The following is a 22,957-nucleotide window of genomic DNA, read 5'->3' as shown; positions in this document are numbered from 1 at the left end:
CTACAGAAAATGCGCAGCTGTGTCTGTAGTCTCCCGCATTCTTGAAATTTGTTTCTCAGCGCAGCATTCGTGTTGTTTTTATAAGGCGCAAGATTGCTCAGGTCTTTTAGTATGCCTAGTTCATTAATTTATAAGTTTCGACATATTCAATATTGCCGTGAGGCCTCTTCCTTTGTTTTGTTAATGCTATCGGTCTCTGCGACACAGGCGGGTGCGCTAAATCCCGGCGAAGTCAAGACGATAGACAGTACATCCGCCGTTGAATCCTGGACGTTAAACCCTAACTCCGAGCTGATTGCCAACGATGCGGTCACCCAGAACATTACCGCACTGACTGCAAAGCTCTCGGTCAATGGTGGCTACAACCAGCAAATCCGGCTTGAACGGCTTTCGATCATGAATATGAATGGCGGAACCATTGAAAACACCCTCGGTACCGGCGACGCGCTCCGATTGGCGAGCAGCAGCGCGGAGTTGACGAACAGCACAGTGATCAGCAATGGGTCAGGCTTGTTCTTGACGCGAAACATTCAGGACCAGACCGGGTCCAGCGTGAAGTTGAGCAACAGCACGGTGACGGCGGTGACTTTTGCTGCGCAGATCAACGGTTTGGGAGTGCTTGATCTGAACGACAGTCAGTTGACTGCGACAGGTGCCGCCTCGCAAGGGGTAAGGCTGCTGAATGGCACGTTCAGGGCAACCAACTCCTCGGTCATCGGCGGCACCACAGGGTTATTGATTGGTAGCGAGCCGACCCGGACTGAGGCTTCAACAGTGACGCTGGATAACTCCCATGTCGTTGGGAGCAGCGGGCCTGGTATTTCCACGGATTACACCAACTTGACCGGTACAACGGTCAACATCGCGCTGGCCAACCGTTCCTCGTTGTCTGGCGGCAACGGCAACGCGATTGAGGTCAAGCAAGGTGCGACGGTTGATCTTGTTGTCGACAACAGTCTGGTTAACGGCGCTGTGGTAGTCGACAACAGCAGTTCGGCCAATGCCCGTTTCCAGAATGCGTCGACGCTTACAGGCAATCTTGAGAACGTTGCGCAGATTGCCTTCGACACTCAAAGCACAATGACCGGTGACGTACTCGGCGCCGACACTGTGCAGTTCCTCAATGGCTCGACGTTGAGTGGTGATCTGCGTGACGTCGATCAGGTCGTGTTTGATACGCAAAGCGCAATGACCGGTGATGTACTCGGCGCCAGTAGTGTGCGTTTCCTCAATGCATCGACGATGAACGGTGATCTGCGTGACGTCGATCAGGTCGTGTTTGACGCCCAGAGTAAAATGAGCGGTGAAATACTCGACACCGGCAATGCACAATTTCTTAATGGCTCGACGTTCAATGGCAATCTGCGCAATGTTTCGCAGGTGGTTTTCGATAACCAAAGCACATTGACCGGCAGTATTGAAAGTGCTGATAGCGTGCAATTCCAGAACGGTTCGACGTTGACTGGCAACGTGCATGATGTCGACCAGGTAGTGATCAACAGTCTCAGCAAAATCGTCGGTGGTGTGACCGAAGTCGCCAGCCTCTCGTTGAATAACGGCTCCAGTCTGGTGGGTGATGTCAAGACCGCACAGGGCGGTAGCGTTGTGCTGAATAACGCATCCACATTGACCGGTGCAATTGAAAACTCTTCCGACCTGCAGATTCGTAATGACAGCCAATGGCTGACCACCGGTAACGCTACGGTGCATAACCTGCAGTTGGAGAAAGGGGTTGTCCATCTGGGACTTAACCATCAACTGGATGTGGCGACACTTAATGGCACGGGTACATTTGTCATTCAGACGGACGTTGATACGCACGACAGCGGTTTTTTGAACGTCACGCAAAGCGCCAGTGGCGACCACAAGCTTCAAGTGACGGCAAGTGGCACCAATCCGGCAAACTCCGACGACGTCAAGATCGGCAATATTGCCAGCGGCGATGCCAACTTTGCCTTGAGCAAGCTGGTCGATGCCGGCTCCCGCACCTACGAGCTGGCCAGAGAAGGCGAGGGACTTTACCTGCGTCCCAACCAGACAGTCAGTACGTCTACCAACGCCGCGGTAGCGGTTGCTGGCAGCGCGCCCAGCATCCTTTATGGAGAGATGACGACGCTGAACAGCCGTATGGGTGATCGCCGCCTGGGGAGCGGTGGCGCCAACTCGTTCGGTGCAGCCCGCAATGGTGAGTCGGTTAAACACCTCAGCAGCAGCGTCTGGACTCGCAGCTATGGCAGTCAGTACAACGTCTCGAACGCGTACGGAGGCGGGTTTACTCAAAACCAGCGAGGTTTTGCCCTGGGGGCCGACACACAAGCGCAACTGGGCGGACAACAATGGCTGATCGGTGCGTTTGTCGGGGCCGGGCGCACGGATCTCGATTTGAAAAACGGTTCTACAGCAACGGTCGACAGTGTAAATGCGGGCGTCTACGGTACATTGTTCGACGTCGAAAGCGGTCTCTACCTGGATGTCGTCGGGAAGGTCAACCAATTCGATAACAAGACCAAAGTGACGATGAGTGATGGCACACGCAGCCAAGGCAAGTATAAAAACCTCGGTCTTAGCGCAACCGTTGAAACAGGTAAGCACATCGAATTTGACAACCGCGTGTTCATTGAGCCTTTTGTGCAAGTGGGACTTGCGGCTGTTGAAGGCAAGCAATATCGAATGGACAATGGCCTGCAAGTGGACACCGATGCTGCACGCTCGCTGCAGGGTAAAGTCGGTGTGACTGTCGGGCGCGAATTTGCCTTGAGTGGCGGCGGTAAATTTCAACCAAGGGCGCGTATGGCGGTCGGCCATGAGTTTGTCAAAAGCAACGATGTTGAAGTTAATGATGATGATTTCAACAGCGATCCATCCAGTACCAATGTCGAGTACGCTGTTGGGATGAACTGGGTGGCAGCGCAGAATAAATGGCAGGTTTACGCGGAGTTAGGTGGCAGCAAAGGCCAGAGTATTGATCAAAACTGGAGTGGCAATGTCGGCGTAAGTTATAACTATTAAGCTGCGATTTCAGCAAAAAAAGACCCCGACCAGTGTCGGGGTTTTTTTTGTAGTTAACGAATCACGGGAAGCAACATGTCAAAGCGACCATTAATGTCGATTGATCTGTCAGTGCCGTCATCCTCGGCTCTCAGGGTGAACCAAGCGGCTACTGCGCCGTACTCCGGTTTGCTCGATTCGCAGAGCGTGATCGTGCCTTCAACTCCAACATAGACATTCATCGAGTTATCAATGAATTCAAAACGCGCCTCTGACTCAGGCCTGCCCAGTGTATAGGCCTGGAATTCCAGCGATGTTGGCACAATGATGCGGATTTCCCGATACTCCAGGTTAACTTCGCGCTGAATGCCGTAGAAAATATAATGATGATCAAGCGGGGGAGCCAAACTCACTTCTTCAACAAGTCGCTGATTGGCGGTAAAGGGAAGACCGTCAACGACGGCCGTGAAGAAAGGGACCTCGGGATTCAATCGGGTATTTTTTTTCATCATCCAATCCTCTATGCGAGTGAAGGTATCCAGAGGCCTGAGTTGGCCTGTTCAGGGACAATCCATCAAAGCGCAGCGGATTGCGGTTGTAAACTGTCAACTCTGACAGTTTACAGCGTGTTTGCAGTGTGATTTCAATACTCGCGCCATCAGCCGAACAAGCCCGCGGCAATGTTGATGGAAAAGCCTAGTATCGCCGTGTTGAACACGAATCCAATTAACGATTGTGCAAGCACTATCTTGCGCAGGTCACGAGTCGCGACACCCACGTCGGCGGTTTGCACCGCAACACCGATGGTGAACGAGAAATACAGAAAATCCCAATAGTTGGGCGTTGTCAGTCCTTCGGCAAACCGCAGGGCGGGTTCCTTGCCGTCCCATGTGTAGTAAAGCCTGGCGTAGTGGACGCTGAAGATCATGCCGATCAACAACCACGAGCCGATGACCGTCATTGCGGTAAAACCGTAATGCAGCAGTTTTCGAGTGGTTTCAAGGTCTTTGCTACCGGCCAGTTCAAAGGTAATGGTCGCCAGGCTGGCCAGCGCCGCGATGCAGACAACGAACAACACCAGCCCGGCATTTTCGTCTTCGATTTCAGCGATGCGTTTGACGTCCGGCGCCTTGGCGCGCACGGTCAGCCACAGCATCAGGGCCAGGTAGGTCCAGACGCCGGCGTTCCAGCCGATGAGGATTTTACTGATGGTCGAATCGGCCGGGGCCAACAGACCCGCGCAGAGCCCAACCAGAGCGGCAGCTGACAGGCGAGGGTGGGTACGGGCAAGGAAGCGCATGAGAACTCACAAGAGTGAACAATCCCAGCACCATAGCTCACGCAAACACGCTTTTGTAGGAGCTGCCGCAGGCTGCGATCTTTTGATTTTCAAAACAACGTCAAAAGTTCGCAGCCTGAGGCAGCTCCTGCATTTGCATCAGTGCTTGGTGAAGCGTTGTACGAGCTTCATGACGACCACGAAGAAGACAGGTACGAAGATGACTGCCAGCGTTGCGGTAATCATCCCGCCGATCACGCCAGTACCGATCGCCTGTTGGCTTGCCGAACTGGCGCCAGTGGCAATCGCTAGCGGCACTACACCGAGAATGAACGCCAGCGATGTCATCACGATCGGGCGCAGACGCAAACGTGCTGCCTGCAACGTCGCATCAATCAGGTCATGCCCTTCGTCATAGAGACTCTTGGCGAACTCAATGATCAGGATCGCGTTCTTCGCCGACAGACCAATGATGGTGATCAGCCCGACTTTGAAAAACACATCGTTGGGCATGCCGCGCAGCGTCACGGCCAACACCGCGCCGAGCACACCCAGCGGCACCACGAGCAACACCGAGGTCGGAATTGACCAGCTCTCGTACAGCGCCGCCAGACACAGGAACACGATCAGCAGCGACAAGCCGAGCAGAATCGGCGCTTGGCTACCGGACAAACGCTCCTGCAAGGACAGCCCTGTCCATTCCTGACCCAGGCCCTTCGGCCCTTGCGCCACCAGACGTTCGATCTCGGCCATGGCTTCACCGGTGCTGTGGCCGGGCGCCGGTTCACCGGAGATCGAAATGGCCGGGTAACCGTTATAGCGGGTGAGTTGCGCCGGGCCCTGAATCCATTTGGCCTGGACGAACGCTGACAACGGCACCATTTTCCCGTTGTTGTTGCGCACGTGCATTTTCAGCAGGTCGTCGACCTGACTGCGTTGATCACCTTCGGCCTGCACCACAACGCGTTGCATCCGCCCCTGATTGGGGAAGTCGTTGATATACGCCGAGCCCACCGCGGTCGACAGTACGTTGCCAATATCGGCAAACGATACGCCCTGCGCGTTAGCCTGTTTGCGATCCACTTCCAGCTGCACTTGCGGCGCTTCGGCCAGTGCGCTTTCACGCACATTCATCAGCACCGGGCTGTTCTCCGCCGCCGCCAATAGTTCGGTGCGCGCCTGCATCAGCGTGGCATGGCCGAGGCCGCCGCGATCCTGCAGGCGGAATTCGAAACCGCTGGAGGTGCCGAGGCCGTCAACGGGTGGCGGCAATACAGCGAACGCCATTGCATCCTTGATCTGGCTGAGGGCGATGTTGGCGCGATCGGCGATCGAACTCGCCGAATCGTCGCTGCCCCGTTGCGACCAGTCCTTGAGTGTAGAAAACGCCAGCGCGGCGTTCTGACCGCTGCCGGAAAAACTGAAGCCCAGAATCACCACGCTGTCACTGATCCCCGGCTCGCCGGCGTTGTGCGCCTCGAACTGTTCGGCAACCTGCACCGTGCGATTCTTGGTCGCGCCAGGTGGCAGTTGAATATCGGTGATGGTGTAGCCCTGATCTTCCACCGGCAGGAACGAGGAGGGCAGGCGCATGAAGCAAATCCCCAGCCCGACCAACAGCACGACGTAGATCAGCAGGTAACGCCCGGTGCGTTTGAGCGCATAACCGACCCAGCCCTGATAACGATCGGTCAGGTGTTCGAAGCGGCGGTTGAACCAGCCGAAGAATCCGGATTTCTCGTGATGCTCGCCTTTGGCAATCGGCTTGAGCAGTGTTGCGCACAAGGCGGGCGTCAGCGTCAGGGCGAGGAAGGCCGAGAACAGGATCGACGTCGCCATCGACAACGAAAACTGCTGGTAGATCACCCCGACCGAACCCTGCATGAACGCCATCGGAATGAACACCGCGACCAGCACCAAGGTGATGCCGATGATGGCGCCGGTGATTTGCGTCATGGCTTTGCGTGTCGCCTCTTTGGGCGACAAGCCTTCGGTGGCCATGATCCGCTCGACGTTCTCCACCACAACAATGGCGTCGTCCACCAGAATGCCGATGGCCAGCACCATGCCGAACATGGTCAGCACGTTGATCGAGAAACCCAGCGCCAACATCGTGGCGAAGGTGCCCATCAGTGCGACCGGCACCACCAGCGTCGGGATCAATGTGTAACGGACGTTCTGCAGGAACAGGAACATCACCGCAAACACCAGCAACATCGCCTCGCCGAGGGTGTACACCACTTTGGTGATCGAGACTTTGACGAACGGCGATGTGTCGTACGGGATCTTGTATTCAACGCCCACCGGGAAGTAGCGCGACAGCTCATCCATCTTCGCCCGCACCAGGGTTGCGGTGGCGAGCGCATTGGCGCCGGGCGACAGCTGCACACCAACGGCGGTGGACGGCTTGCCATTCAGGCGTGTGCCGAACTGGTATTCCTGACTGCCGATCTCGACCCTTGCCACGTCGCCGATACGCACGGTCGAGCCGTCCGGATTGGCCTTGAGCACGATGTCGGCAAATTCTTCAGGCGTCGATAACTGACCCTTGACCAAAATCGTCGCGGTGATTTCCTGGCTGGACGGGTTGGGCAGGTCGCCGATGCTGCCGGCAGACACCTGCGCATTCTGTGCGGTGATGGCGGCGTTGACGTCAGCCGGCGTCAGGTTGAAACCGATCAGCTTCTGCGGGTCGACCCAAATGCGCATGGCACGTTCGGCGCCATACAGCTGCGCCTTGCCGACGCCGTCCAGACGCTTGATTTCGTTCATGACATTGCGCGCCAGATAATCGCTGAGCGCTACGTCATCGAGTTTGCCGTCGCTGGAGGTCAAGGTGATCAGCAGCAGGAAACCGGAAGAGACTTTCTCCACCTGCAAGCCTTGCTGATTGACCGCTTGCGGCAGGCGCGACTCGACCACTTTGAGACGGTTCTGCACATCGACCTGCGCCAGTTCCGGGTTGGTGCCCGGCTGGAAAGTAGCTTTGATCGTCGCGCTGCCGAGGCTGCTCTGCGATTCGAAGTACAGCAGGTGATCGGCGCCGTTGAGTTCCTCTTCGATCAGGCTGACCACGCTTTCATCGACGGTTTGCGCCGAAGCGCCGGGGTACACGGCATATATTTCGATCTGTGGCGGCGCGACGTCCGGGTATTGCGCCACGGGTAGCTGCGGTATGGCCAGCGCACCGGCCAACAGGATGAACAGTGCGACCACCCAGGCGAATACCGGGCGGTCGATAAAGAACTGCGGCATATGAAAGCGTCCTGCTTACTGACCAGAAGCCTGGGCAAGTGGAAGAGGGGTGTCGTCGATCTGCACTTTTTCGCCGGGACGGGCGTGTTGCAGGCCTTCAATGACAATGCGGTCGCCGGGCTTGAGGCCGCCGGTGACGATCCAGCGATCGTTTTGCACCGCGCCCAGTTGCACCGGTTGCTGGGCGATGCGCATTTGCTCATCGACCGTCAGCACTTGCGCAATACCGGCGCTGTCACGCTGTACCGCACGTTGCGGCACGGTAATGCCGTTCTGGATCGTCGCCTGCTCAAGACGCACACGCACAAAGCTGCCCGGCAGCAGGTCGAGGTCGGGGTTGGGGAACTCGCTGCGCAGAATGATCTGGCCGGTGCCCGGGTCAACCGTGATATCAGCGAAGAGCAACTTGCCCGGCAACGGGTAGAGGCTGCCGTCGTCCTGAATCAATGTGGCTTTGACTTGATCCTGGCCAACCTGGTGCAACTGACCGGAGCGGAACGCGCGGCGCAGTTCGTTCAGCTCACGGGTCGACTGGGTGACGTCGGCGTGGATCGGGTCGAGCTGCTGAATCAATGCCAATGGCGTGGTTTCGTTCTGCCCGACCAGGGCGCCTTCGGTGACCAGTGCGCGCCCGACACGCCCGGAGATTGGCGCAGTGACTGTGGCGTAACCCAGATTGAGTCTGGCCCGCTCGACGGCAGCCTTGTTGGCGGCGACGTCGGCGGCGGTCTGCCGGGCCATGGCGCGGGCGTTGTCGTAATCCTGCGCGCTGATGGCTTTGTCATCGATCAGCTGGGCGTAGCGTTGTTCTTGCAACTTCGCCTGAAACGCATTGGCTTCGGCCTTGCGTAAAGCGGCGTCGGCGCTGTCGAGATCGGCCTTGAACGGTGCCGGGTCGATGCGGAACAGTACATCGCCCTTTTTCACGTCACTGCCTTCGCGAAAGCTGCGTTGCAGGACCACGCCGGCCACCCGGGCGCGCACTTCGGCGATCCGCGGGGCGGCGATGCGCCCGCTCAGTTCGCTGCTGATCGACAGGGGGCGGGTTTCGATGGTCTCGATGCGCACGGTGGCGGGCGGCGCCTGCTCTTCGGCTTTCGAGGATGAATCACAGGCGCTCAGTGACAGCGCCAATGCGATCAGGCCGAGCCCGGCCAGCAGTTTGTTCGACATGTACTACCCCCAATATTGATGCCCGCATCCTACGGGCAGTCGCCGAGATTAGCGGTGAAGCTTTGTAGGCGCTGTGTGAAATTGTGTAAGGGTTTTACTCAGGGACGGGTGAGGGCGTATATCCTTTACGCCTTGAAATTTATTGCGACAGTTGGATGGCCATCGCGGGCAAGCCCGCTCCCACAGGGATCTGTTGTGGACACACATGTTGTGATCACCCGAGAACCCTGTGGGAGCGGGCTTGCCCGCGATGAGGCCTTCAAGGTCGCCACTGCACTTTCTGGATCACCCATGCCCAACATCCTCCTGGTCGAAGACGACACCGCCCTCGCTGAACTGATTTCCAGCTACCTGGAGCGCAACGGTTACTCTGTCAGCGTTATCGGCCGTGGTGACCACGTACGTGAGCGGGCCCGAGTCAATCCGCCGGACCTGGTGATCCTCGACCTGATGTTGCCCGGCCTCGATGGTCTGCAAGTCTGCCGCTTGCTGCGTGCGGACTCGGCCACGCTGCCGATATTGATGCTGACAGCACGCGATGACAGCCATGATCAGGTGCTGGGCCTGGAAATGGGCGCCGATGACTACGTCACCAAACCGTGCGAGCCGCGTGTATTACTGGCCCGTGTCCGCACGCTGTTGCGTCGCAGCAGTCTTGGCGAACCGTTGACGGCCAACGACCGTATCCTCATGGGCAATCTGTGCATTGATCTGTCCGAGCGCACCGTAACCTGGCGTGACCAGCCGGTTGAGCTGTCCAGTGGCGAATACAACTTGTTGGTGGTGCTGGCGCGGCACGCCGGCGAAGTGCTCAGCCGCGATCAGATCCTGCAACGCCTGCGCGGCATCGAATTCAACGGCACCGACCGGTCGGTGGACGTCGCGATCTCGAAATTGCGGCGCAAGTTCGACGATCATGCCGGCGAAGCGCGCAAGATCAAGACCGTGTGGGGCAAGGGGTACCTGTTCAGCCGTTCCGAATGGGAATGCTGAACTGATGTTTCGCATCCTGTTTCGCCTGTATCTGGTGACGATCGTCTCGTACAGCGCGGCGATCTATCTGGTGCCGGATCTGGTGGTCATGGCGTTCCGCGAGCGTTTTGTCACCTACAACCTCGATTATTCGCGCGGCTTGCAATCGCTGATCACCCGGCAGTTTCACGCCACGCCGCGAGATCAGTGGCCGGCGCTGGCAGCATCAATGGACAAGGATTTCCAACCGCTGCACATCGTCCTGGCGCGCATCGATGACCCCGAGTTCACGGCGATTGAACGCGAGCGGTTGTTGCGCGGAGAAAACATGGTGCGCATCGGCGACTGGGGCTGGCGCACGCTGGCGGTGACGCCGCTGGACAACGAAATGGCCGTGCAAATGGTCGTGCCGCCCGATCCGATGGACGTCAATTTGCTGTACTGGAGCATCAACGTGCTGGTGGGGGCAACCTTGCTGGCGTGCCTGTTGATGTGGCTGCGGCCGCACTGGCGTGACCTCGAACGGCTCAGGGGCACCGCCGAGCGTTTCGGCAAGGGCCATTTGAGCGAACGTACCAACATCGCCGCGAGTTCCAACATCGGCAGCCTCGCCAATGTGTTCGACACCATGGCCGGCGACATCGAAAACCTGCTCAATCAACAACGAGACTTGCTCAATGCCGTGTCCCACGAGCTGCGCACGCCGTTGACGCGGCTGGATTTCGGCCTCGCCCTGGCGCTGTCCGACGACTTGCCGACTGCCAGCCGCGAGCGCTTGCAGGGGCTGGTCGCGCACATCCGCGAGCTGGACGAGTTGGTGCTGGAGTTGCTGTCTTACAGCCGATTGCAAAACCCGGCGCAACTGCCGGAGCAGGTCGAGGTGTCGCTGGACGAGTTTATCGACAGCATTCTGGGCAGTGTCGATGAGGAACTGGAGTCGCCGGACATCGTCATCGATGTCTTGCTGCACGGGCAGCTCGAACGCTTTTCGCTGGATCCGCGCCTGACCGCACGCGCGATCCAGAACCTGCTGCGCAATGCCATGCGCTATTGCGAAAAGCGCATTCAGATTGGCGTGCAGGTCAACGGTGAGGGGTGCGAAATCTGGGTCGATGACGATGGTATCGGCATCCCCGATGATGAACGCGAGCGGATCTTCGAGCCGTTCTATCGCCTCGACCGCAGCCGCGACCGAGCCACCGGCGGGTTCGGTCTGGGCCTGGCCATCAGCCGCCGAGCGCTGGAAGCCCAGGGCGGCACGCTGACCGTGGAGTCTTCACCGTTGGGTGGTGCGCGCTTCCGCCTCTGGCTACCCCTCACCGCCTGAACCTCTGTAGGAGCTGCCGAAGGCTGCGATCTTTTGATCTTTAGAAAGACAAGATCAAAAAAAGACAAGATCAAAAGATCGTCCGATGGCGGCCCGAGCCTTCGGCAGCTCCTACAGAGGTAGGGTTCAGGTGGGGTTGTTGCTCAGGGATGTGGCCATGTGCGCCAGCTCGTTGGCCGGGTTATGGCCGATCAACATCCACGCATGTTGCCCCTGGGTCCAGAACACCACGTTCATGCTGTGTCGACGTTCATGTGCCAGCGCCCGATTGCCACTGTTCGAGCGGGTGACACACAGTGCCAGCGGTCCGTAACGCGCATCCAGATAAACGATTTGCGCAATCGCCACGCCGTCGTATTCAAGCATTTGCGCGCGTCGGAACTCGGCACCGGGCAGCTTCAACGCGGCGGGCGTGAGGTTCAACCCGAGGCGGGCATCAATGGTGCGCAATTGCGCGCGTTGCGCTGCTTCGTCGGCCGGCAAATGTTCGAGTGTCTGCGGCACGTAGAGCGCCATGTAATCGCCCACCAGAGTGCGCCAGTCTTGCGCTTGCCGGGTGTGCCAGGCGAGAAACAAGCGGTCAGCCAGCACGCCGGCAGCCACCAGACCTGCGGCGGCAGCGCCGATGAACCAGCGTCGACTCAGTCCCTGAGGTTCCCGTGCAGGAATCGCGTCCAGCCGCGCCTGCAAACGTTCCAGCGGGGCTTGCCGTGCGAGTTCATCGTAGGCGTTCCTGTACGACAGGCTGCTGCGGCTCAGCCACTGCACGCGCAAGTTGAGCAGCGGATCATCGGCAATCGCGTCCTTCAATTGCTGGCGATAGCCGGGGTCGAGTTCGTCGTCCAGATAGGCGACCAGTTGTTCATCCGAAGGTGTGTTCATGGGCGATCTCCTTCGGTGGTTTTCGGTACGGCTTGTAGCGGCGGATACTCGGCAAGCTTCAGGCGCGCGGTGGCCAGCCGGCTCATCACCGTGCCGATCGGCACTTGCAGAATCTCGGCCACTTCGCGGTAGGACAGGCCTTCGACGTAGGCCAGGTAAACGGTTTCGCGCTGGCTCTCGGGCAGGGCGTCCACCCGGCGAATCACTTGCGCGGCCAGCACATGAGTCTGCGCAGCGTATTCACCATCAACCGCCAATTGACCTTCGGCGTCGACCTGTCCCGAGCCCTGACGCACGCGGCGCGAGCGAACTTCATTGAGCCAGATCGAATGCAGAATGCTCAGCAACCAGCGGTCCATGCGCGTTCCGGCCACGTACTGACCGGCACGTTCCAGCGCCCGCACACAGGTCGCCTGCACCAGATCCTCGGCGACATGCCGATTGCGCGACAGCAGCAAGCCGTAACGCCAGAGCCGCGCCAGATGCTGTCCGAGTTCTGCTCTGAATGCCTGATCGCTGACGATGATGGCCTCCGGTTGTTGATGGTCAGGTTTTCGATGAATCGTTGATGGCTTGCGCCAGGTCCTGATATTCCTCGCAGGACGTGCCGCAAATCGATTTGATCTGCTGCAGTTGTTCCTGCGCCAGGTCGACGCGGCCTTTGATCACGTAGGCTTCGCCGAGGTATTCGCGCACTTGCGCGTATTGCGGATCGAGTTTCACCGATTTCAGGTAATAGCCGATGCCTTCGTCGGTGCGTCCCAGTTTGCGCGTGGCGTAGCCGCGATAGTTGAGGGCCTTAGCGGTGTCCGGGTTTTTCAGCGTGTCGAGCAGTGCCAGGGCTTCTTCATAACGACCGTCCTTGGCCAGACGATAGGCGTAATCGGTACGGTCGGCGTCCGGCAGCAGGCTGCTGGTCTGCAGTACGCATTTTTGCGTCTTGCTGTCCCAGACCTGGCCTTTGGGGCACTCGGGCTTCTGCACCGGGTCGTCCTCATCACCGTTGGCAAAGGCCAAGTGGCTGGACAGCGCCGCCGCCAGCAGCAACGGGGCGGCGAACATAACGGAACGGATAGTCATGGGCAAGGCTCCACAGGGGGTTATGTTTCACTTTGAACACCACAGGGTGAAATTTTATTCATTGCTTAGTCAGTGACTGTTCAAGTCAGGCACAAATTCCGGCGCTATGCTCGCAAGCGTCTGCCGTTGATCCGAAGCTCTGTGTTAAGGGGGACTGCCATGAACGATCATCTCCATCATTCCACCGGGGGCTACAAAACGGCCGCCGATACCTACGTCAAAGGGCGTCCGGATTACCCGCCGCAAGTCAGTGACTGGCTGACGGCAACGTTAGGTCTGGATGATCACAAGACGGTGATCGATCTGGGCGCCGGTACCGGCAAATTCACCGGTCGGTTGGTGGCCACGGGCGCGCAGGTTATCGCCGTCGAACCCGTGGCGCAGATGCTTGAGAAACTTTCTGATGCCTGGCCGCAGGTGTTGGCCGTGCATGGCACGGCGACCGATCTGCCGCTACCGGATGCGTCGGTCGACGTGGTGATTTGCGCGCAGGCGTTTCACTGGTTTGCCAGCGAAGCAGCGTTGACCGAGATCGCTCGAGTGCTCAAGCCTGGCGGCAAGTTGGGGTTGATCTGGAACCTGCGTGACACTCAAGTGAGCTGGGTGCCGAAGCTGGACGCCATTGTTAATGCGCTGGAAGGTGATACGCCGCGTTATTACACCGGTGAATGGCGCAAGGCGTTTCCACACCCGGCGTTCGGGCCACTGCAGTTGCAGCAGTTTCACAATGGGCATACCGGCTCGCCGGAGGATGTCTTGTTTAACCGCGTGCGTTCGACCAGTTTCATTGCCGCGTTGCCGCAGGCACAGCGTGCCAGGATCGATGAGCAGATTCGCGCATTGATCGCGTCCGAGCCCGAGTTGCGCGGCAAGGATGTAGTAACAGTCCCCTACGAAACCGCAGCCTTCGTGACACGAAAATCCCTGTAGGAGCTGCCGCAGGCTGCGATCTTTTGATCTGGTCTTCTAAAATCAGCATCAAAAGATCGCAGCCTGCGGCAGCTCCTACAGGGTGGAGTGTTGCAGTACATCTCCTCAAGTCAGTCCCGCATTTGGCCGAACCGCCACCGTGATGCCTTGTTATAGTTCGGGCCTCATTTTCAGCCCGGTAAAGGATCACTGCCATGACTCAATACTCCGCCTTCAACGTCGAACTGGCCGACAACATCGCCCATGTGCAGATCAATCGTCCGGAAAAGATCAATTCGATGAACGCGGCGTTCTGGAGCGAGATCGTCGAGATTTTCCAGTGGATCGACGACACCGACGAAGTGCGCGTGGTGGTGCTCAGCGGCAACGGCAAACATTTCTCCTCGGGCATCGACCTGATGATGCTCGCCGGTGTCGCCAATGAGCTGGGCAAGGACGTCGGCCGCAACGCACGCCTGCTGCGCCGCAAGATCCTCACCCTGCAAGCGTCGTTCAATGCCGTCGACAACTGCCGCAAACCGGTGCTCGCGGCGATTCAGGGTTACTGCCTGGGCGGTGCGATCGACCTGATCGCGGCCTGCGACATGCGTTACGCCGCCGAAGACGCGCAATTCTCGATCAAGGAAATCGATATCGGCATGGCCGCCGATGTTGGCACTTTGCAACGGTTGCCACGGATCATCGGGGACGGCATGCTGCGTGAACTGGCTTACACCGGTCGCACCTTCGGCGCTGACGAGGCGCGCAGCATTGGCCTGGTCAATCGCGTCTACAGCGACAAGGACGCGCTGCTCGAAGGCGTGCTCGACATCGCTCGCGAGATCGCCTCTAAATCGCCGATAGCGGTCACCGGCACCAAGGAAATGATCAGCTACATGCGCGACCATCGCATCGACGACGGCCTCGAATACGTTGCCACCTGGAACGCCGCCATGCTGCAATCCACCGACTTGCGCGTGGCCATGGCCGCCCACATGAGCAAACAGAAACCCGAATTCCTGGACTGAGAAACCATGACAGCTCGCTGGACCACTGCAGTACTCGACACCGATCAACCGGGCGGCTGGGCCGTGGCGCGCAGCCCGGAAGGCTTTCTGTTCGATGACAATGGCGCGCTGTTCCCCCGGGAATGGCTCAAGCGTCAGGACTTGTCAGTCCTCACCGAGCACGGCATTGGCCATCTCGATGGCGAACCGGTGTATTTGCTGGAACTGCGCAGTGCCAGCGAGGTGCCGGGTTGCAACTGGAAAGGTCTGCGGGCGTTCATGCTCGATGGCGATCACACGATTTACAAAGTGCTCGGCTACGCCGCGCAGATCGGCACCTGGGCGCGCGAGCATCGTTTCTGTGGCAACTGCGGGCAAGCCATGACGCAAGTGCCGCGCGAGCGGGCGATGTATTGCCAGCCGTGCGACCTGCGCAGTTATCCGCGCATTTCGCCGAGCATGATTGTGCTGATCACGCGTGGCGACGAGATTCTGCTGGCGCGTTCACCGCGTTTCGTCACCGGGGTTTACAGCACGTTGGCCGGGTTTGCCGAGCCGGGCGAATCGGCCGAGGATTGCCTGATTCGTGAAGTGCGCGAAGAAGTGCAGATCGAGGTGAAGAACATTCATTACCTGGGCAGCCAGTGCTGGCCGTTCCCGCACTCGATGATGCTCGGCTTCCATGCCGAATACGCCGGTGGCGAGATTGTCTGTCAGGAAGACGAGATCGAAGACGCCCAGTGGTTCAACGTGCACGACCTGCCGCCGTTGCCGGCGTCAAAATCGATTGCGCGTTATCTGATCGACGTCTACGTGGCGCGGCGCTTAGGCCACGCTGAACCAGTGCTGCCAGGCTAGGCGCACGGTCAAACCCAGCACCACGGTGATGAACACCGGGCGAATGAACTTGGCGCCACCGCTGATTGCGGTGCGCGCGCCAAAGAACGCGCCGACCATCACCGACAGGCCCATGCTCAGGCCGATGATCCAGTCCACCTGCCCGGAAAACACGAACACCGACAGCGCCGCGATGTTGCTGACGAAGTTCATGCTGCGCGCCACGCCGCTGGCCTTGACCAGATCGATCGGGTAGAGCAACAGACTGCTGACTGTCCAGAAAGCGCCGGTACCGGGGCCGGCGACACCGTCGTAGAAACCGAGGCTGAAGCCTTGGGTCGATTGCCATTTCTTTTTGATCGGTGCGTCGCTGTCCAGCGGCGCTTTTGGTGTGCCGCCGAATAACAGGTACAAGCCGCAAGCGAAGACGATCACCGGGAGCATTTTGTTCAGCCATTCCGCCGGCAGGTAATGGGCGACGATGGCGCCGGTCAATGCGCCGACCAGTGTGCCGACAATGGCGTGAACCCATTGCCGTGGATGGAACAACTTGCGGCGGTAGAAGGTGAAACTGGCGGTCGCCGAGCCGAATGTTGAACTGAGTTTGTTGGTGCCCAGCACCAAGTGTGGCGGCAGGCCAGCGGTCAGCAGCGCGGGTGTGGTCAACAGACCGCCACCGCCGGCGATGGCGTCGATGAAACCGGCAACGAAAGCGACAAGGGCCAGAATGGCCAGGGTGGTGAGGTCAACGCTGAGTTCGAAAGGCATGGAATCGGCTTATTCGGCAGGGCGCAGATTTGGCTGCGGGGAGGGCGGTCATGTTACCTGTATCCAGCTTTTGCGGCGACCCATCTGACGCCATCGCTGGCAAGCCAGCTCCCACAGGTTTTTGCGTTGCACTGAAGATCATTGTCCACCCCGATCCTTGTGGGAGCTGGCTCGCCAGCGATGAGGGCAGTCGAGCCAACAAATAAAACCAACTGTTGCCCACACAACAACCCGCCGACAAATCCCCCTTCCACAAAACATCTGCACAACCGATAAACCCGACAAAACCGGGAATTTTCAGGCTGGCACGCTTGCTGCTCTACCTCTCCCATCTCCGCAAATGTCCCGAGGACACGCCAATGAGTCAGCAAGCCGTGAAATTTGCCTACTGGGTGCCGAACGTCAGCGGTGGGCTGGTGGTCAGCAAGATCGAACAACGCACCGATTGGGGTATCGACTACAACCGCAAACTGGCGCAGATCGCCGAAGCCGCCGGGTTTGAATACGCGTTGACGCAGATCCGCTTCACCGCCGGTTACGGCGCCGAGTTCCAGCATGAGTCGGTTGCGTTCAGCCATGCCTTGCTGGCCGCCACGACCAGGCTGAAAGTCATCGCAGCCATTTTGCCCGGCCCGTGGCAACCGGCGCTGGCGGCCAAACAACTGGCGACCATCGATCAACTCACCAACGGCCGCGTCGCGGTAAACATCGTCAGCGGCTGGTTCAAAGGCGAGTTCCAGGCCATCGGCGAACACTGGCTGGAGCACGACGAGCGCTACCGCCGTTCCGAGGAATTCATCCGTTCGTTGCGGGGTGTCTGGAGCCAGGACAATTTCACCTTTCGCGGCGACTTCTACCGTTTCGACAATTACACCCTCAAGCCAAAACCGCTGGGGCGTCCGGAGATTTTTCAGGGCGGCAGCTCGCGGGCAGCACGGGACATGGCGGCAAGGGTTTCGGACTGGTATTTCACTAACGGCAACAGCGTTGAGGGGATCAAGGCGCAGGTTGACGATATTCGTGCCAAGGCTGCGGCGAACAATCACTCGGTGAAGATTGGCGTCAACGCGTTTGTCATCGCCCGCGACACCGAAGAAGAGGCGCGGGCGGTGTTGGTGCAGATCATCGATCAGGCCGATCCGGAAGCGGTGAACGCGTTTGGCGATGCGGCAAAACAGGCGGGCAGGGCCTCACCGGAGGGCGAGGGCAACTGGGCAAAATCGACGTTCGAGGATCTGGTGCAGTACAACGACGGCTTCAAGACCAATCTGATTGGTACGCCGTTGCAGATTGCCGAGCGTATTGTCGCGTTGAAGGCGGTGGGGGTGGATCTGGTGTTGGCGGGGTTTCTGCACTTTCAGGAAGAAGTGGAGTACTTCGGCCAGCGAGTGTTGCCACTGGTACGCGAACTCGAATCAGAAAAAACCGCCGCCGTCGCCTGACCGCAGCACATCCCCTTGTAGGAGCTGCCGAAGGCTGCGATCTTTTGATCTTGAAAACAACATCAAAAGATCGCAGCCTTCGGCAGCTCCTACAGGGGTGGGGGTTACAGGCCGAGGTCGGACAGGCCGGGGTGATCGTCCGGGCGGCGGCCCAGTGGCCAGTGGAACTTGCGCTCGCTCTCTTTGATCGGCATGTCGTTGATGCACGCATAGCGCTGGAACATCAGGCCCTGTTCATCGAACTCCCAGTTCTCGTTGCCGTAGGAGCGAAACCAGTTACCCGAATCGTCGTGCCATTCATAGGCATAACGCACGGCGATGCGCGTATCGGAGTAAGCCCACAGTTCCTTGATCAAGCGGTAATCCAGTTCTTTCGCCCACTTGCGGGTCAGAAAGGCTTTGGCTTCTTCGCGGTTGTTGGCGAATTCGGCACGGTTGCGCCATTTCGTGTCGAGGGTATAGGCCAGCGATACCTTTTCCGGATCGCGGGAATTCCAGCCGTCTTCGGCCAAACGAACTTTTTCGATGGCCGATTCACGGTTGAAGGGGGGCAGTGGCGGACGTAACTGGGCTGCAGTCGACATGTTCGGTCTCCCGGTCTAATTAATAGTTGAACATCAAGTCCGGCTTATCAAGGCATTACAGGCCCAATAACTTACGCGCCATGCATTGCGCATTATCGGCGGCACTGTGATCACCCATCACAAGCGCTACGGTAATGGCACCGTCAATCAGGATCAGCAACTGTTTGGCCAGCAGTTGCGGGTCTTCGGTGCCATATTCGGTACACAGCTCGCACACGTAGTCGAGCAGCTTCTGTTTGTGTTCCTTGGCCACCAGCCGCACCGGGTGGTTCGGGTCACCGGTTTCGCCGCTGGTGTTGATGAATGCACAGCCGCGAAAGCCTTCCGAGGCAAACCAGCCGTTGAGTACGGTAAACAGGTTGAGCAGGCGATCTGCCGGGCTTTCGGCTTGATCGACGGCGTTTCGGTACCAGTGCATCCAGCGAATGTCACGACGTTGCAGAGCGGCGGCAACCAGTTCGTCCTTATCCGCAAAATAACGGTAGATGCTTTTTCTCGAGACACCGGCGGTTTTCACCAGAAGATCCATGCTGGTGGCAGCGATGCCACTTTTGTAGATCAGCTTTTCGGTGACATCGAGAATGATGTCGCGGGTTTCGGTATTGGTTAGTTCGTTCATGTGGCCGACAGTAGAACGAGTGTTCTCCTTTTGCAATTGTTTTTTAAGATCAAAAGATCGCAGCCTTCGGCAGCTCCTACATTGGTCTGTGTAGGAGCTGCCGAAGGCTGCGATCTTTTGATCTGTTTACAGGCACTAACAAGACCCGAAGGATGCGATGGTGTAAGCTCTCGGGTTCTTCGGATTCGACCCATTGCGAGCCCTATGCCGTTGCTTTTCAAACGTTCCTTGCTGCCCAAATTGCGCAGCTTCCCGCTGACCGCCGAGGCCGTGACCATTCTGTCCGGCGCCGCCGAGTTCCGTCGTTGCCTGCTGGAAAAAATCGCTGCGGCGACCCAGCGCATCTACATCGTCGCGCTGTATCTGCAGCAAGACGAAGCCGGTCAGGAAATCCTCGATGCCTTGCACGCCGCCAAGCTCAAACGCCCTGAGCTGGAAATCGCCGTGGTGGTCGATTGGCTGCGCGCCCAGCGCGGGCTGATCGGGGCCGGCAAGCAGCCGGGCAATTCGGCGTGGTACCAGGAAATGACCCGCACGCACCAGAGCGAAGTGCCGGTGTACGGCGTGCCAGTGCAGACTCGCGAGCTGTTCGGCGTTCTGCATTTGAAAGGCTTCGTGATCGACGATTGCGTGGTCTACAGCGGTGCCAGCCTGAACAACGTTTACCTGCACAAGTTCGACAAGTACCGTTTCGACCGCTATCACGTGCTGCAAAGCCACGAACTGGCGGACTCGATGCATCACCTGGTCAAGCATGGCCTGATCGAATCCAAAGCTGTGCATCGCCTCGATCTGCCCAACCTGCCGACTACGCGCAGCCTGCGCAACGACATCGGTGATCTGCGCAGTCGTCTCAAATATGCAACGTACGACACCGCCACTGGCAGCACTGCCAGAGACGGTCTGTGCGTTACGCCGTTGCTTGGTGTTGGCAAGAACAACCCGCTGAACCGGGCGATTCTCGAGCTGATTGCCAGCGCGCAAAAGCAGCTGACCATTTGCACGCCGTATTTCAATTTGCCGCTGGGGGTCATCCGCGAGATCAACCGCGCATTGGCGCGTGGCGTGAAGATCGACATCGTCGTCGGCGACAAGACTGCCAACGATTTCTACATCCCGCCGAGCGAGCCGTTCAAAGTGATCGCCGCGCTGCCGTACCTGTACGAGATCAGCCTGCGCCGCTTTGCCAAACGCCATCAGCGCAACATCGACAGCGGCCAGTTGAACCTGCACTTGTGGCGTGATGGCGATAACACCTATCACCTCAAGGGCATGTGGGTCGATCAGCGTTATACGCTGCTGACCGGCAATAACCTTAATCCACGGGCGTTCCGTCTGGATCTGGAAAACGCGCTGCTGATTGAGGACCCGAAGGGGGAATGGCTGGAACCACGGGCGAAGGAGCTGGAAGAAATTTTCCGCCATACCACGCGGATCGAGAATTTCCAGAGCCTGGAGACCTTGCCGGAATACCCGGCCGGGGTGGCCAAGTTTCTCAAGCGCGTGAGTCGGGTGCGGATCGAGCGGTTGCTGTACCGGATTTTGTAAGGTTTTACATTTGTGGCGGTCATGCAGCCGCTATCGCGAGCAGGCTCACTCCTACAGGGGAACGCATTCCAAATGTAGGAGTGAGCCTGCTCGCGATGGGGCCTTGCTAGACGCTACAAAAAATCAATTCAGACCAAGCTTGCCACGCAACGTGGACAGGTCTTCCGCCAGTGTATTCACCGGCCCGACCAGCGCTTTACGATCGTTATCCTTCACCTTGTCGTAGGTTTCGAACCCGCCATCCTTGGTCTTGTACTTGGCCAGAATCTTGTCGACCGTGGCGAAGTTCTTGTCGACCTTCGCGACGAATGCCTTGTCCTGCTTCTCGATCTGTGGACGGAACAGATCGACGATTTTCTTCGCGCCGTCGATGTTGCCCTGGAAGTCATACAGATCAGTGTGGCTGTAGCGATCTTCTTCACCGGAGATCTTGGTTGCGGCGACTTCTTCCAGCAGCGCAGCAGCGCCACCGACTACTTTTTCAGGCGGGAAGGTCAGGCCAGCCACACGGGTTTGCAGGTCTTTGACGTCACTGTTGAGCTTGTCTGCCAGCTCGTTCAGGCCTTGGGTGCTTTTCTCAGAGAACAGCGTGTACTCGATGCGATGGAAACCGGTGAAGTCGTCAGCCTTCACGCCTTTCTCGTGGTCGTCGACGCGGGAGTCGATGGACGCATCGAGGTCACTGAACAGCTCGGCAATCGGCTCGATCGACTCGTAGTAAACGCGGGTCGGTGCGTAGAGCTTCTGCGCGGTGGCCAGGTCGCCTTTTTTCACGGCGTCGGTGAACTGTTGGGTGTGGCTGCCCAGCTCATCGAGTTGCTCGGTGACGTAAATCTTGTAGTCCGACACCGGCCCGACCAGATCCAGCGGCGCTGTCGCGGCGAATGCCGACAGCGGGGTGTTGAGCAAACCAAGGGTCAGCAATAACGCGAGTGGCGTCTTCTTCATGGGGCGGCTCCAGTGTTGAATGTTGTTTTTAGGCAGCGGTTTTGGGTTGTGTGGCGTTGAGCAGCGAGCGACCGATGAAATCCTTGTCGCCCGTGACACCCGGCAGGGTGAAGAAGTAACCGCCGCCGACCGGTTTGAGGTATTCCTCAAGCGGTTCGCCGTTGAGGCGGGTCTGCACGGTGATAAAGCCTTTTTCCAGATCAGCCTGGTAACAGATGAACAGCAGGCCCATGTCGAGCTGGCCGTTCTTGTTCACGCCATTCGAATAGTTGAATGGCCGGCGCAGGATCAGGTTGGCCTGACTCGCAGCGGTTCGCGGGTTGGCCAGACGAATGTGCGCGTCGAGTTTGGTCAGCTTGCCTTCCGGGTCCTTGTGGTAGTCCGGGACTTCAGTTTCGTGTTTGCCACCGATAGGCGCGCCGGAGGTTTTCACCCGGCCGAGGATGCTTTCCTGTTCCTGCAACGGCGTGCGATCCCAGCGCTCGACAAAGTTGCGAATGATCCGCACCGCTTGGTAGCTACCATGCGCAGCCCAGGCCGGCTCATCGCTGCCCGGTTGCACCCAGACGATGCTGTCCATGGCTTTGCTATCGTTGGAATTCGGGTTGGCCGAACCGTCGCGGAAGCCGAGGAAATTGCGCGCCGATTGCGCCGGCACACCGGGTTTCGCCGGGGCTTGCGGCGGCACGCTGCCTTCCTGCTTCCAGCGCACCAGCAGCAGATCGGGCAGGTTTTTGACTATGTCGCGCAGGGCGTGAATGTTGGTGTCGGTGGTGTTGGAGCAAAACTGCAGGCTCAGGTCGCCATGGCAGCAATCGGCTTCCAGCGCATCGTTGGGGAAACCGACCATGCGTTGCAGGCGCTTGGGCTTGGCATCGGCCAGACCAAAGCGCTCGTCGAACAGCGATTCGCCGACGGAAACGGTGATGGTCAGGTTGTCCGGCGTCACGTTCGGGCCGAGGATGCCGGAATCCGGCGGCGGCAGTTTCGGGTCGATCTGCTCAACCGGGCCGCCCTTCATCAGGAACGCGATGCGTTCGTTGAGGGAGCGGAACAATCGCTCAAGGTCTTCGCGATCACTGGCCAACACGTCGAACGAAACCAGCATGCCGGATGCGGGGCGCGGGGTGACGATGCCGGTCTGGTGCACGCCGTGGAAATCGTGGCGGTCTTCGGTTTTGTCGCTGCTCGGTGCTTCGGTGACTTGCGCCGGCGTGGCGGCCATGGCCGGGCAGCTCAGGGCTGAGCCGGCGAGGGCGACACCGGCGGCGCCCATGCCCATCAGGACACGGCGACGTTGCAGGTTGAGTGGTTCTGAATCGTTCATCGGTACTCGTCT

The 22,957-nt window shown here is 58.7% G+C and carries 20 protein-coding genes; 8 read left to right on the top strand and 12 right to left on the bottom strand.

From position 1 onward, the window contains the following. Nucleotides 1–111: 111 nt before the first annotated feature. Nucleotides 112–3,009 (top strand): autotransporter outer membrane beta-barrel domain-containing protein, encoded by a 2,898-nt coding sequence (locus ACQ4MY_RS04040; protein ID WP_440093877.1) that lies wholly within the window; start codon nt 112–114, stop codon nt 3,007–3,009. 53 nt (nt 3,010–3,062) lie between these two features. Here ACQ4MY_RS04040 and ACQ4MY_RS04035 read toward each other — a convergent pair whose 3' ends face one another. From ACQ4MY_RS04035 to ACQ4MY_RS04020, 4 genes are all read right to left on the bottom strand, one after another. Next, the gene (locus ACQ4MY_RS04035) at nt 3,063–3,497 is read right to left on the bottom strand and encodes a hypothetical protein (protein WP_440093875.1); all 435 of its coding nucleotides are present in this window, start codon (nt 3,495–3,497) and stop codon (nt 3,063–3,065) included. A 149-nt stretch (nt 3,498–3,646) separates the two neighbouring features. Next, nucleotides 3,647–4,288, bottom strand: a complete 642-nt coding sequence (locus tag ACQ4MY_RS04030; protein ID WP_158834838.1) for a DUF1345 domain-containing protein — start codon at nt 4,286–4,288, stop codon at nt 3,647–3,649. 138 nt (nt 4,289–4,426) lie between these two features. Continuing rightward, nucleotides 4,427–7,522, bottom strand: coding sequence for a multidrug efflux RND transporter permease subunit (locus ACQ4MY_RS04025; RefSeq protein ID WP_440093873.1), 3,096 nt, complete (start codon nt 7,520–7,522; stop codon nt 4,427–4,429). A gap of 15 nt (nt 7,523–7,537) precedes the next feature. Continuing rightward, nucleotides 7,538–8,695, bottom strand: coding sequence for an efflux RND transporter periplasmic adaptor subunit (locus tag ACQ4MY_RS04020; protein ID WP_008082608.1), 1,158 nt, complete (start codon nt 8,693–8,695; stop codon nt 7,538–7,540). Between the two features lie 291 nt (nt 8,696–8,986). Between ACQ4MY_RS04020 and ACQ4MY_RS04015 the strand changes: the two genes are divergently transcribed. Further along, entirely contained in the window at nt 8,987–9,688 is a 702-nt protein-coding gene (locus ACQ4MY_RS04015) for a response regulator transcription factor (protein ID WP_007912171.1), read from the top strand. 4 nt (nt 9,689–9,692) lie between these two features. After that, entirely contained in the window at nt 9,693–10,994 is a 1,302-nt protein-coding gene (locus tag ACQ4MY_RS04010) for an ATP-binding protein (RefSeq protein WP_440093871.1), read from the top strand. 126 nt (nt 10,995–11,120) lie between these two features. Here the strand turns inward: ACQ4MY_RS04010 and ACQ4MY_RS04005 are convergent, their stop codons facing one another. The 3 genes from ACQ4MY_RS04005 to ACQ4MY_RS03995 are packed head-to-tail and all read right to left on the bottom strand — an operon-like array spanning nt 11,121 to nt 12,956. Beyond that, on the bottom strand, nt 11,121–11,876 hold the full coding sequence (locus tag ACQ4MY_RS04005; protein ID WP_440093869.1) for an anti-sigma factor family protein: 756 nt from the start codon (nt 11,874–11,876) through the stop codon (nt 11,121–11,123). Continuing rightward, on the bottom strand, nt 11,873–12,403 hold the full coding sequence (locus tag ACQ4MY_RS04000; protein ID WP_440094260.1) for an RNA polymerase sigma factor: 531 nt from the start codon (nt 12,401–12,403) through the stop codon (nt 11,873–11,875). The genes ACQ4MY_RS04005 and ACQ4MY_RS04000 overlap by 4 nt, the downstream gene beginning before the upstream one ends. Nucleotides 12,404–12,422: 19 nt before the next feature. Continuing rightward, nucleotides 12,423–12,956 carry a tetratricopeptide repeat protein gene (locus ACQ4MY_RS03995; protein ID WP_440093867.1) on the bottom strand — a complete coding sequence of 178 codons (534 nt, stop codon included), beginning with the start codon at nt 12,954–12,956 and terminating at the stop codon, nt 12,423–12,425. 159 nt (nt 12,957–13,115) lie between these two features. On the opposite strand from ACQ4MY_RS03995, the gene ACQ4MY_RS03990 reads away from it, so the two are divergent. The 3 genes from ACQ4MY_RS03990 to nudC all read left to right on the top strand — a co-directional run bounded on the left by ACQ4MY_RS03990 (nt 13,116) and on the right by nudC (nt 15,730). After that, nucleotides 13,116–13,886, top strand: coding sequence for a class I SAM-dependent methyltransferase (locus ACQ4MY_RS03990; protein WP_008082600.1), 771 nt, complete (start codon nt 13,116–13,118; stop codon nt 13,884–13,886). Between the two features lie 194 nt (nt 13,887–14,080). After that, nucleotides 14,081–14,893, top strand: coding sequence for a crotonase/enoyl-CoA hydratase family protein (locus ACQ4MY_RS03985; RefSeq protein ID WP_440093865.1), 813 nt, complete (start codon nt 14,081–14,083; stop codon nt 14,891–14,893). Nucleotides 14,894–14,899: 6 nt separating this feature from the next. After that, nucleotides 14,900–15,730, top strand: coding sequence for an NAD(+) diphosphatase (gene nudC, locus ACQ4MY_RS03980; RefSeq protein WP_440093863.1), 831 nt, complete (start codon nt 14,900–14,902; stop codon nt 15,728–15,730). Here nudC and ACQ4MY_RS03975 read toward each other — a convergent pair. After that, nucleotides 15,698–16,477, bottom strand: coding sequence for a TSUP family transporter (locus ACQ4MY_RS03975; protein ID WP_095187207.1), 780 nt, complete (start codon nt 16,475–16,477; stop codon nt 15,698–15,700). The genes nudC and ACQ4MY_RS03975 overlap by 33 nt on opposite strands. A gap of 359 nt (nt 16,478–16,836) precedes the next feature. On the opposite strand from ACQ4MY_RS03975, the gene sfnG reads away from it, so the two are divergent. After that, nucleotides 16,837–17,919 carry a dimethylsulfone monooxygenase SfnG gene (gene sfnG, locus ACQ4MY_RS03970; RefSeq protein ID WP_440093861.1) on the top strand — a complete coding sequence of 361 codons (1,083 nt, stop codon included), beginning with the start codon at nt 16,837–16,839 and terminating at the stop codon, nt 17,917–17,919. 104 nt (nt 17,920–18,023) lie between these two features. Here the strand turns inward: sfnG and ACQ4MY_RS03965 are convergent, their stop codons facing one another. Beyond that, the gene (locus tag ACQ4MY_RS03965) at nt 18,024–18,503 is read right to left on the bottom strand and encodes a nuclear transport factor 2 family protein (RefSeq protein WP_008082590.1); all 480 of its coding nucleotides are present in this window, start codon (nt 18,501–18,503) and stop codon (nt 18,024–18,026) included. A gap of 55 nt (nt 18,504–18,558) precedes the next feature. Next, a complete protein-coding gene (locus ACQ4MY_RS03960) occupies nt 18,559–19,122 on the bottom strand; it encodes a TetR/AcrR family transcriptional regulator (protein WP_440093860.1) in 564 nt (187 codons plus the stop codon). Between the two features lie 204 nt (nt 19,123–19,326). Between ACQ4MY_RS03960 and pssA the strand changes: the two genes are divergently transcribed. Further along, a complete protein-coding gene (gene pssA, locus ACQ4MY_RS03955; RefSeq protein WP_440093858.1) occupies nt 19,327–20,670 on the top strand; it encodes a CDP-diacylglycerol--serine O-phosphatidyltransferase in 1,344 nt (447 codons plus the stop codon). 123 nt (nt 20,671–20,793) lie between these two features. On the opposite strand, the gene efeO is transcribed toward pssA, so the two are convergent. Together efeO and efeB are read right to left on the bottom strand one after the other, a co-directional pair. Further along, nucleotides 20,794–21,618: an iron uptake system protein EfeO gene (gene efeO / locus ACQ4MY_RS03950; RefSeq protein ID WP_277757771.1), complete on the bottom strand. Its 825-nt coding sequence runs from the start codon at nt 21,616–21,618 to the stop codon at nt 20,794–20,796. A gap of 28 nt (nt 21,619–21,646) precedes the next feature. Continuing rightward, the gene (gene efeB, locus ACQ4MY_RS03945; protein WP_440093855.1) at nt 21,647–22,945 is read right to left on the bottom strand and encodes an iron uptake transporter deferrochelatase/peroxidase subunit; all 1,299 of its coding nucleotides are present in this window, start codon (nt 22,943–22,945) and stop codon (nt 21,647–21,649) included. Nucleotides 22,946–22,957 lie beyond the last annotated feature (12 nt).

The organism is Pseudomonas sp. SM4 (assembly GCF_051913165.1).
Classification (GTDB): Bacteria; Pseudomonadota; Gammaproteobacteria; order Pseudomonadales; family Pseudomonadaceae; genus Aquipseudomonas.
This window is presented reverse-complemented; position numbering and strand designations above follow the sequence as displayed.

Excerpts from the sequence above, each read along its gene's own strand:
- ACQ4MY_RS04040 (WP_440093877.1), top strand. The coding sequence starts at position 112 with ATGCCTAGTTCATTAATTTATAAGTTTCGACATATTCAATATTGCCGT.
- ACQ4MY_RS04035 (WP_440093875.1), bottom strand. The coding sequence starts at position 3,497 with ATGAAAAAAAATACCCGATTGAATCCCGAGGTCCCTTTCTTCACGGCC.
- ACQ4MY_RS04030 (WP_158834838.1), bottom strand. The coding sequence starts at position 4,288 with ATGCGCTTCCTTGCCCGTACCCACCCTCGCCTGTCAGCTGCCGCTCTG.
- ACQ4MY_RS04025 (WP_440093873.1), bottom strand. The coding sequence starts at position 7,522 with ATGCCGCAGTTCTTTATCGACCGCCCGGTATTCGCCTGGGTGGTCGCA.
- ACQ4MY_RS04020 (WP_008082608.1), bottom strand. The coding sequence starts at position 8,695 with ATGTCGAACAAACTGCTGGCCGGGCTCGGCCTGATCGCATTGGCGCTG.
- ACQ4MY_RS04015 (WP_007912171.1), top strand. The coding sequence starts at position 8,987 with ATGCCCAACATCCTCCTGGTCGAAGACGACACCGCCCTCGCTGAACTG.
- ACQ4MY_RS04010 (WP_440093871.1), top strand. The coding sequence starts at position 9,693 with ATGTTTCGCATCCTGTTTCGCCTGTATCTGGTGACGATCGTCTCGTAC.
- ACQ4MY_RS04005 (WP_440093869.1), bottom strand. The coding sequence starts at position 11,876 with ATGAACACACCTTCGGATGAACAACTGGTCGCCTATCTGGACGACGAA.
- ACQ4MY_RS03995 (WP_440093867.1), bottom strand. The coding sequence starts at position 12,956 with ATGACTATCCGTTCCGTTATGTTCGCCGCCCCGTTGCTGCTGGCGGCG.
- ACQ4MY_RS03990 (WP_008082600.1), top strand. The coding sequence starts at position 13,116 with ATGAACGATCATCTCCATCATTCCACCGGGGGCTACAAAACGGCCGCC.
- ACQ4MY_RS03985 (WP_440093865.1), top strand. The coding sequence starts at position 14,081 with ATGACTCAATACTCCGCCTTCAACGTCGAACTGGCCGACAACATCGCC.
- nudC (WP_440093863.1), top strand. The coding sequence starts at position 14,900 with ATGACAGCTCGCTGGACCACTGCAGTACTCGACACCGATCAACCGGGC.
- ACQ4MY_RS03975 (WP_095187207.1), bottom strand. The coding sequence starts at position 16,477 with ATGCCTTTCGAACTCAGCGTTGACCTCACCACCCTGGCCATTCTGGCC.
- sfnG (WP_440093861.1), top strand. The coding sequence starts at position 16,837 with ATGAGTCAGCAAGCCGTGAAATTTGCCTACTGGGTGCCGAACGTCAGC.
- ACQ4MY_RS03965 (WP_008082590.1), bottom strand. The coding sequence starts at position 18,503 with ATGTCGACTGCAGCCCAGTTACGTCCGCCACTGCCCCCCTTCAACCGT.
- ACQ4MY_RS03960 (WP_440093860.1), bottom strand. The coding sequence starts at position 19,122 with ATGAACGAACTAACCAATACCGAAACCCGCGACATCATTCTCGATGTC.
- pssA (WP_440093858.1), top strand. The coding sequence starts at position 19,327 with ATGCCGTTGCTTTTCAAACGTTCCTTGCTGCCCAAATTGCGCAGCTTC.
- efeO (WP_277757771.1), bottom strand. The coding sequence starts at position 21,618 with ATGAAGAAGACGCCACTCGCGTTATTGCTGACCCTTGGTTTGCTCAAC.
- efeB (WP_440093855.1), bottom strand. The coding sequence starts at position 22,945 with ATGAACGATTCAGAACCACTCAACCTGCAACGTCGCCGTGTCCTGATG.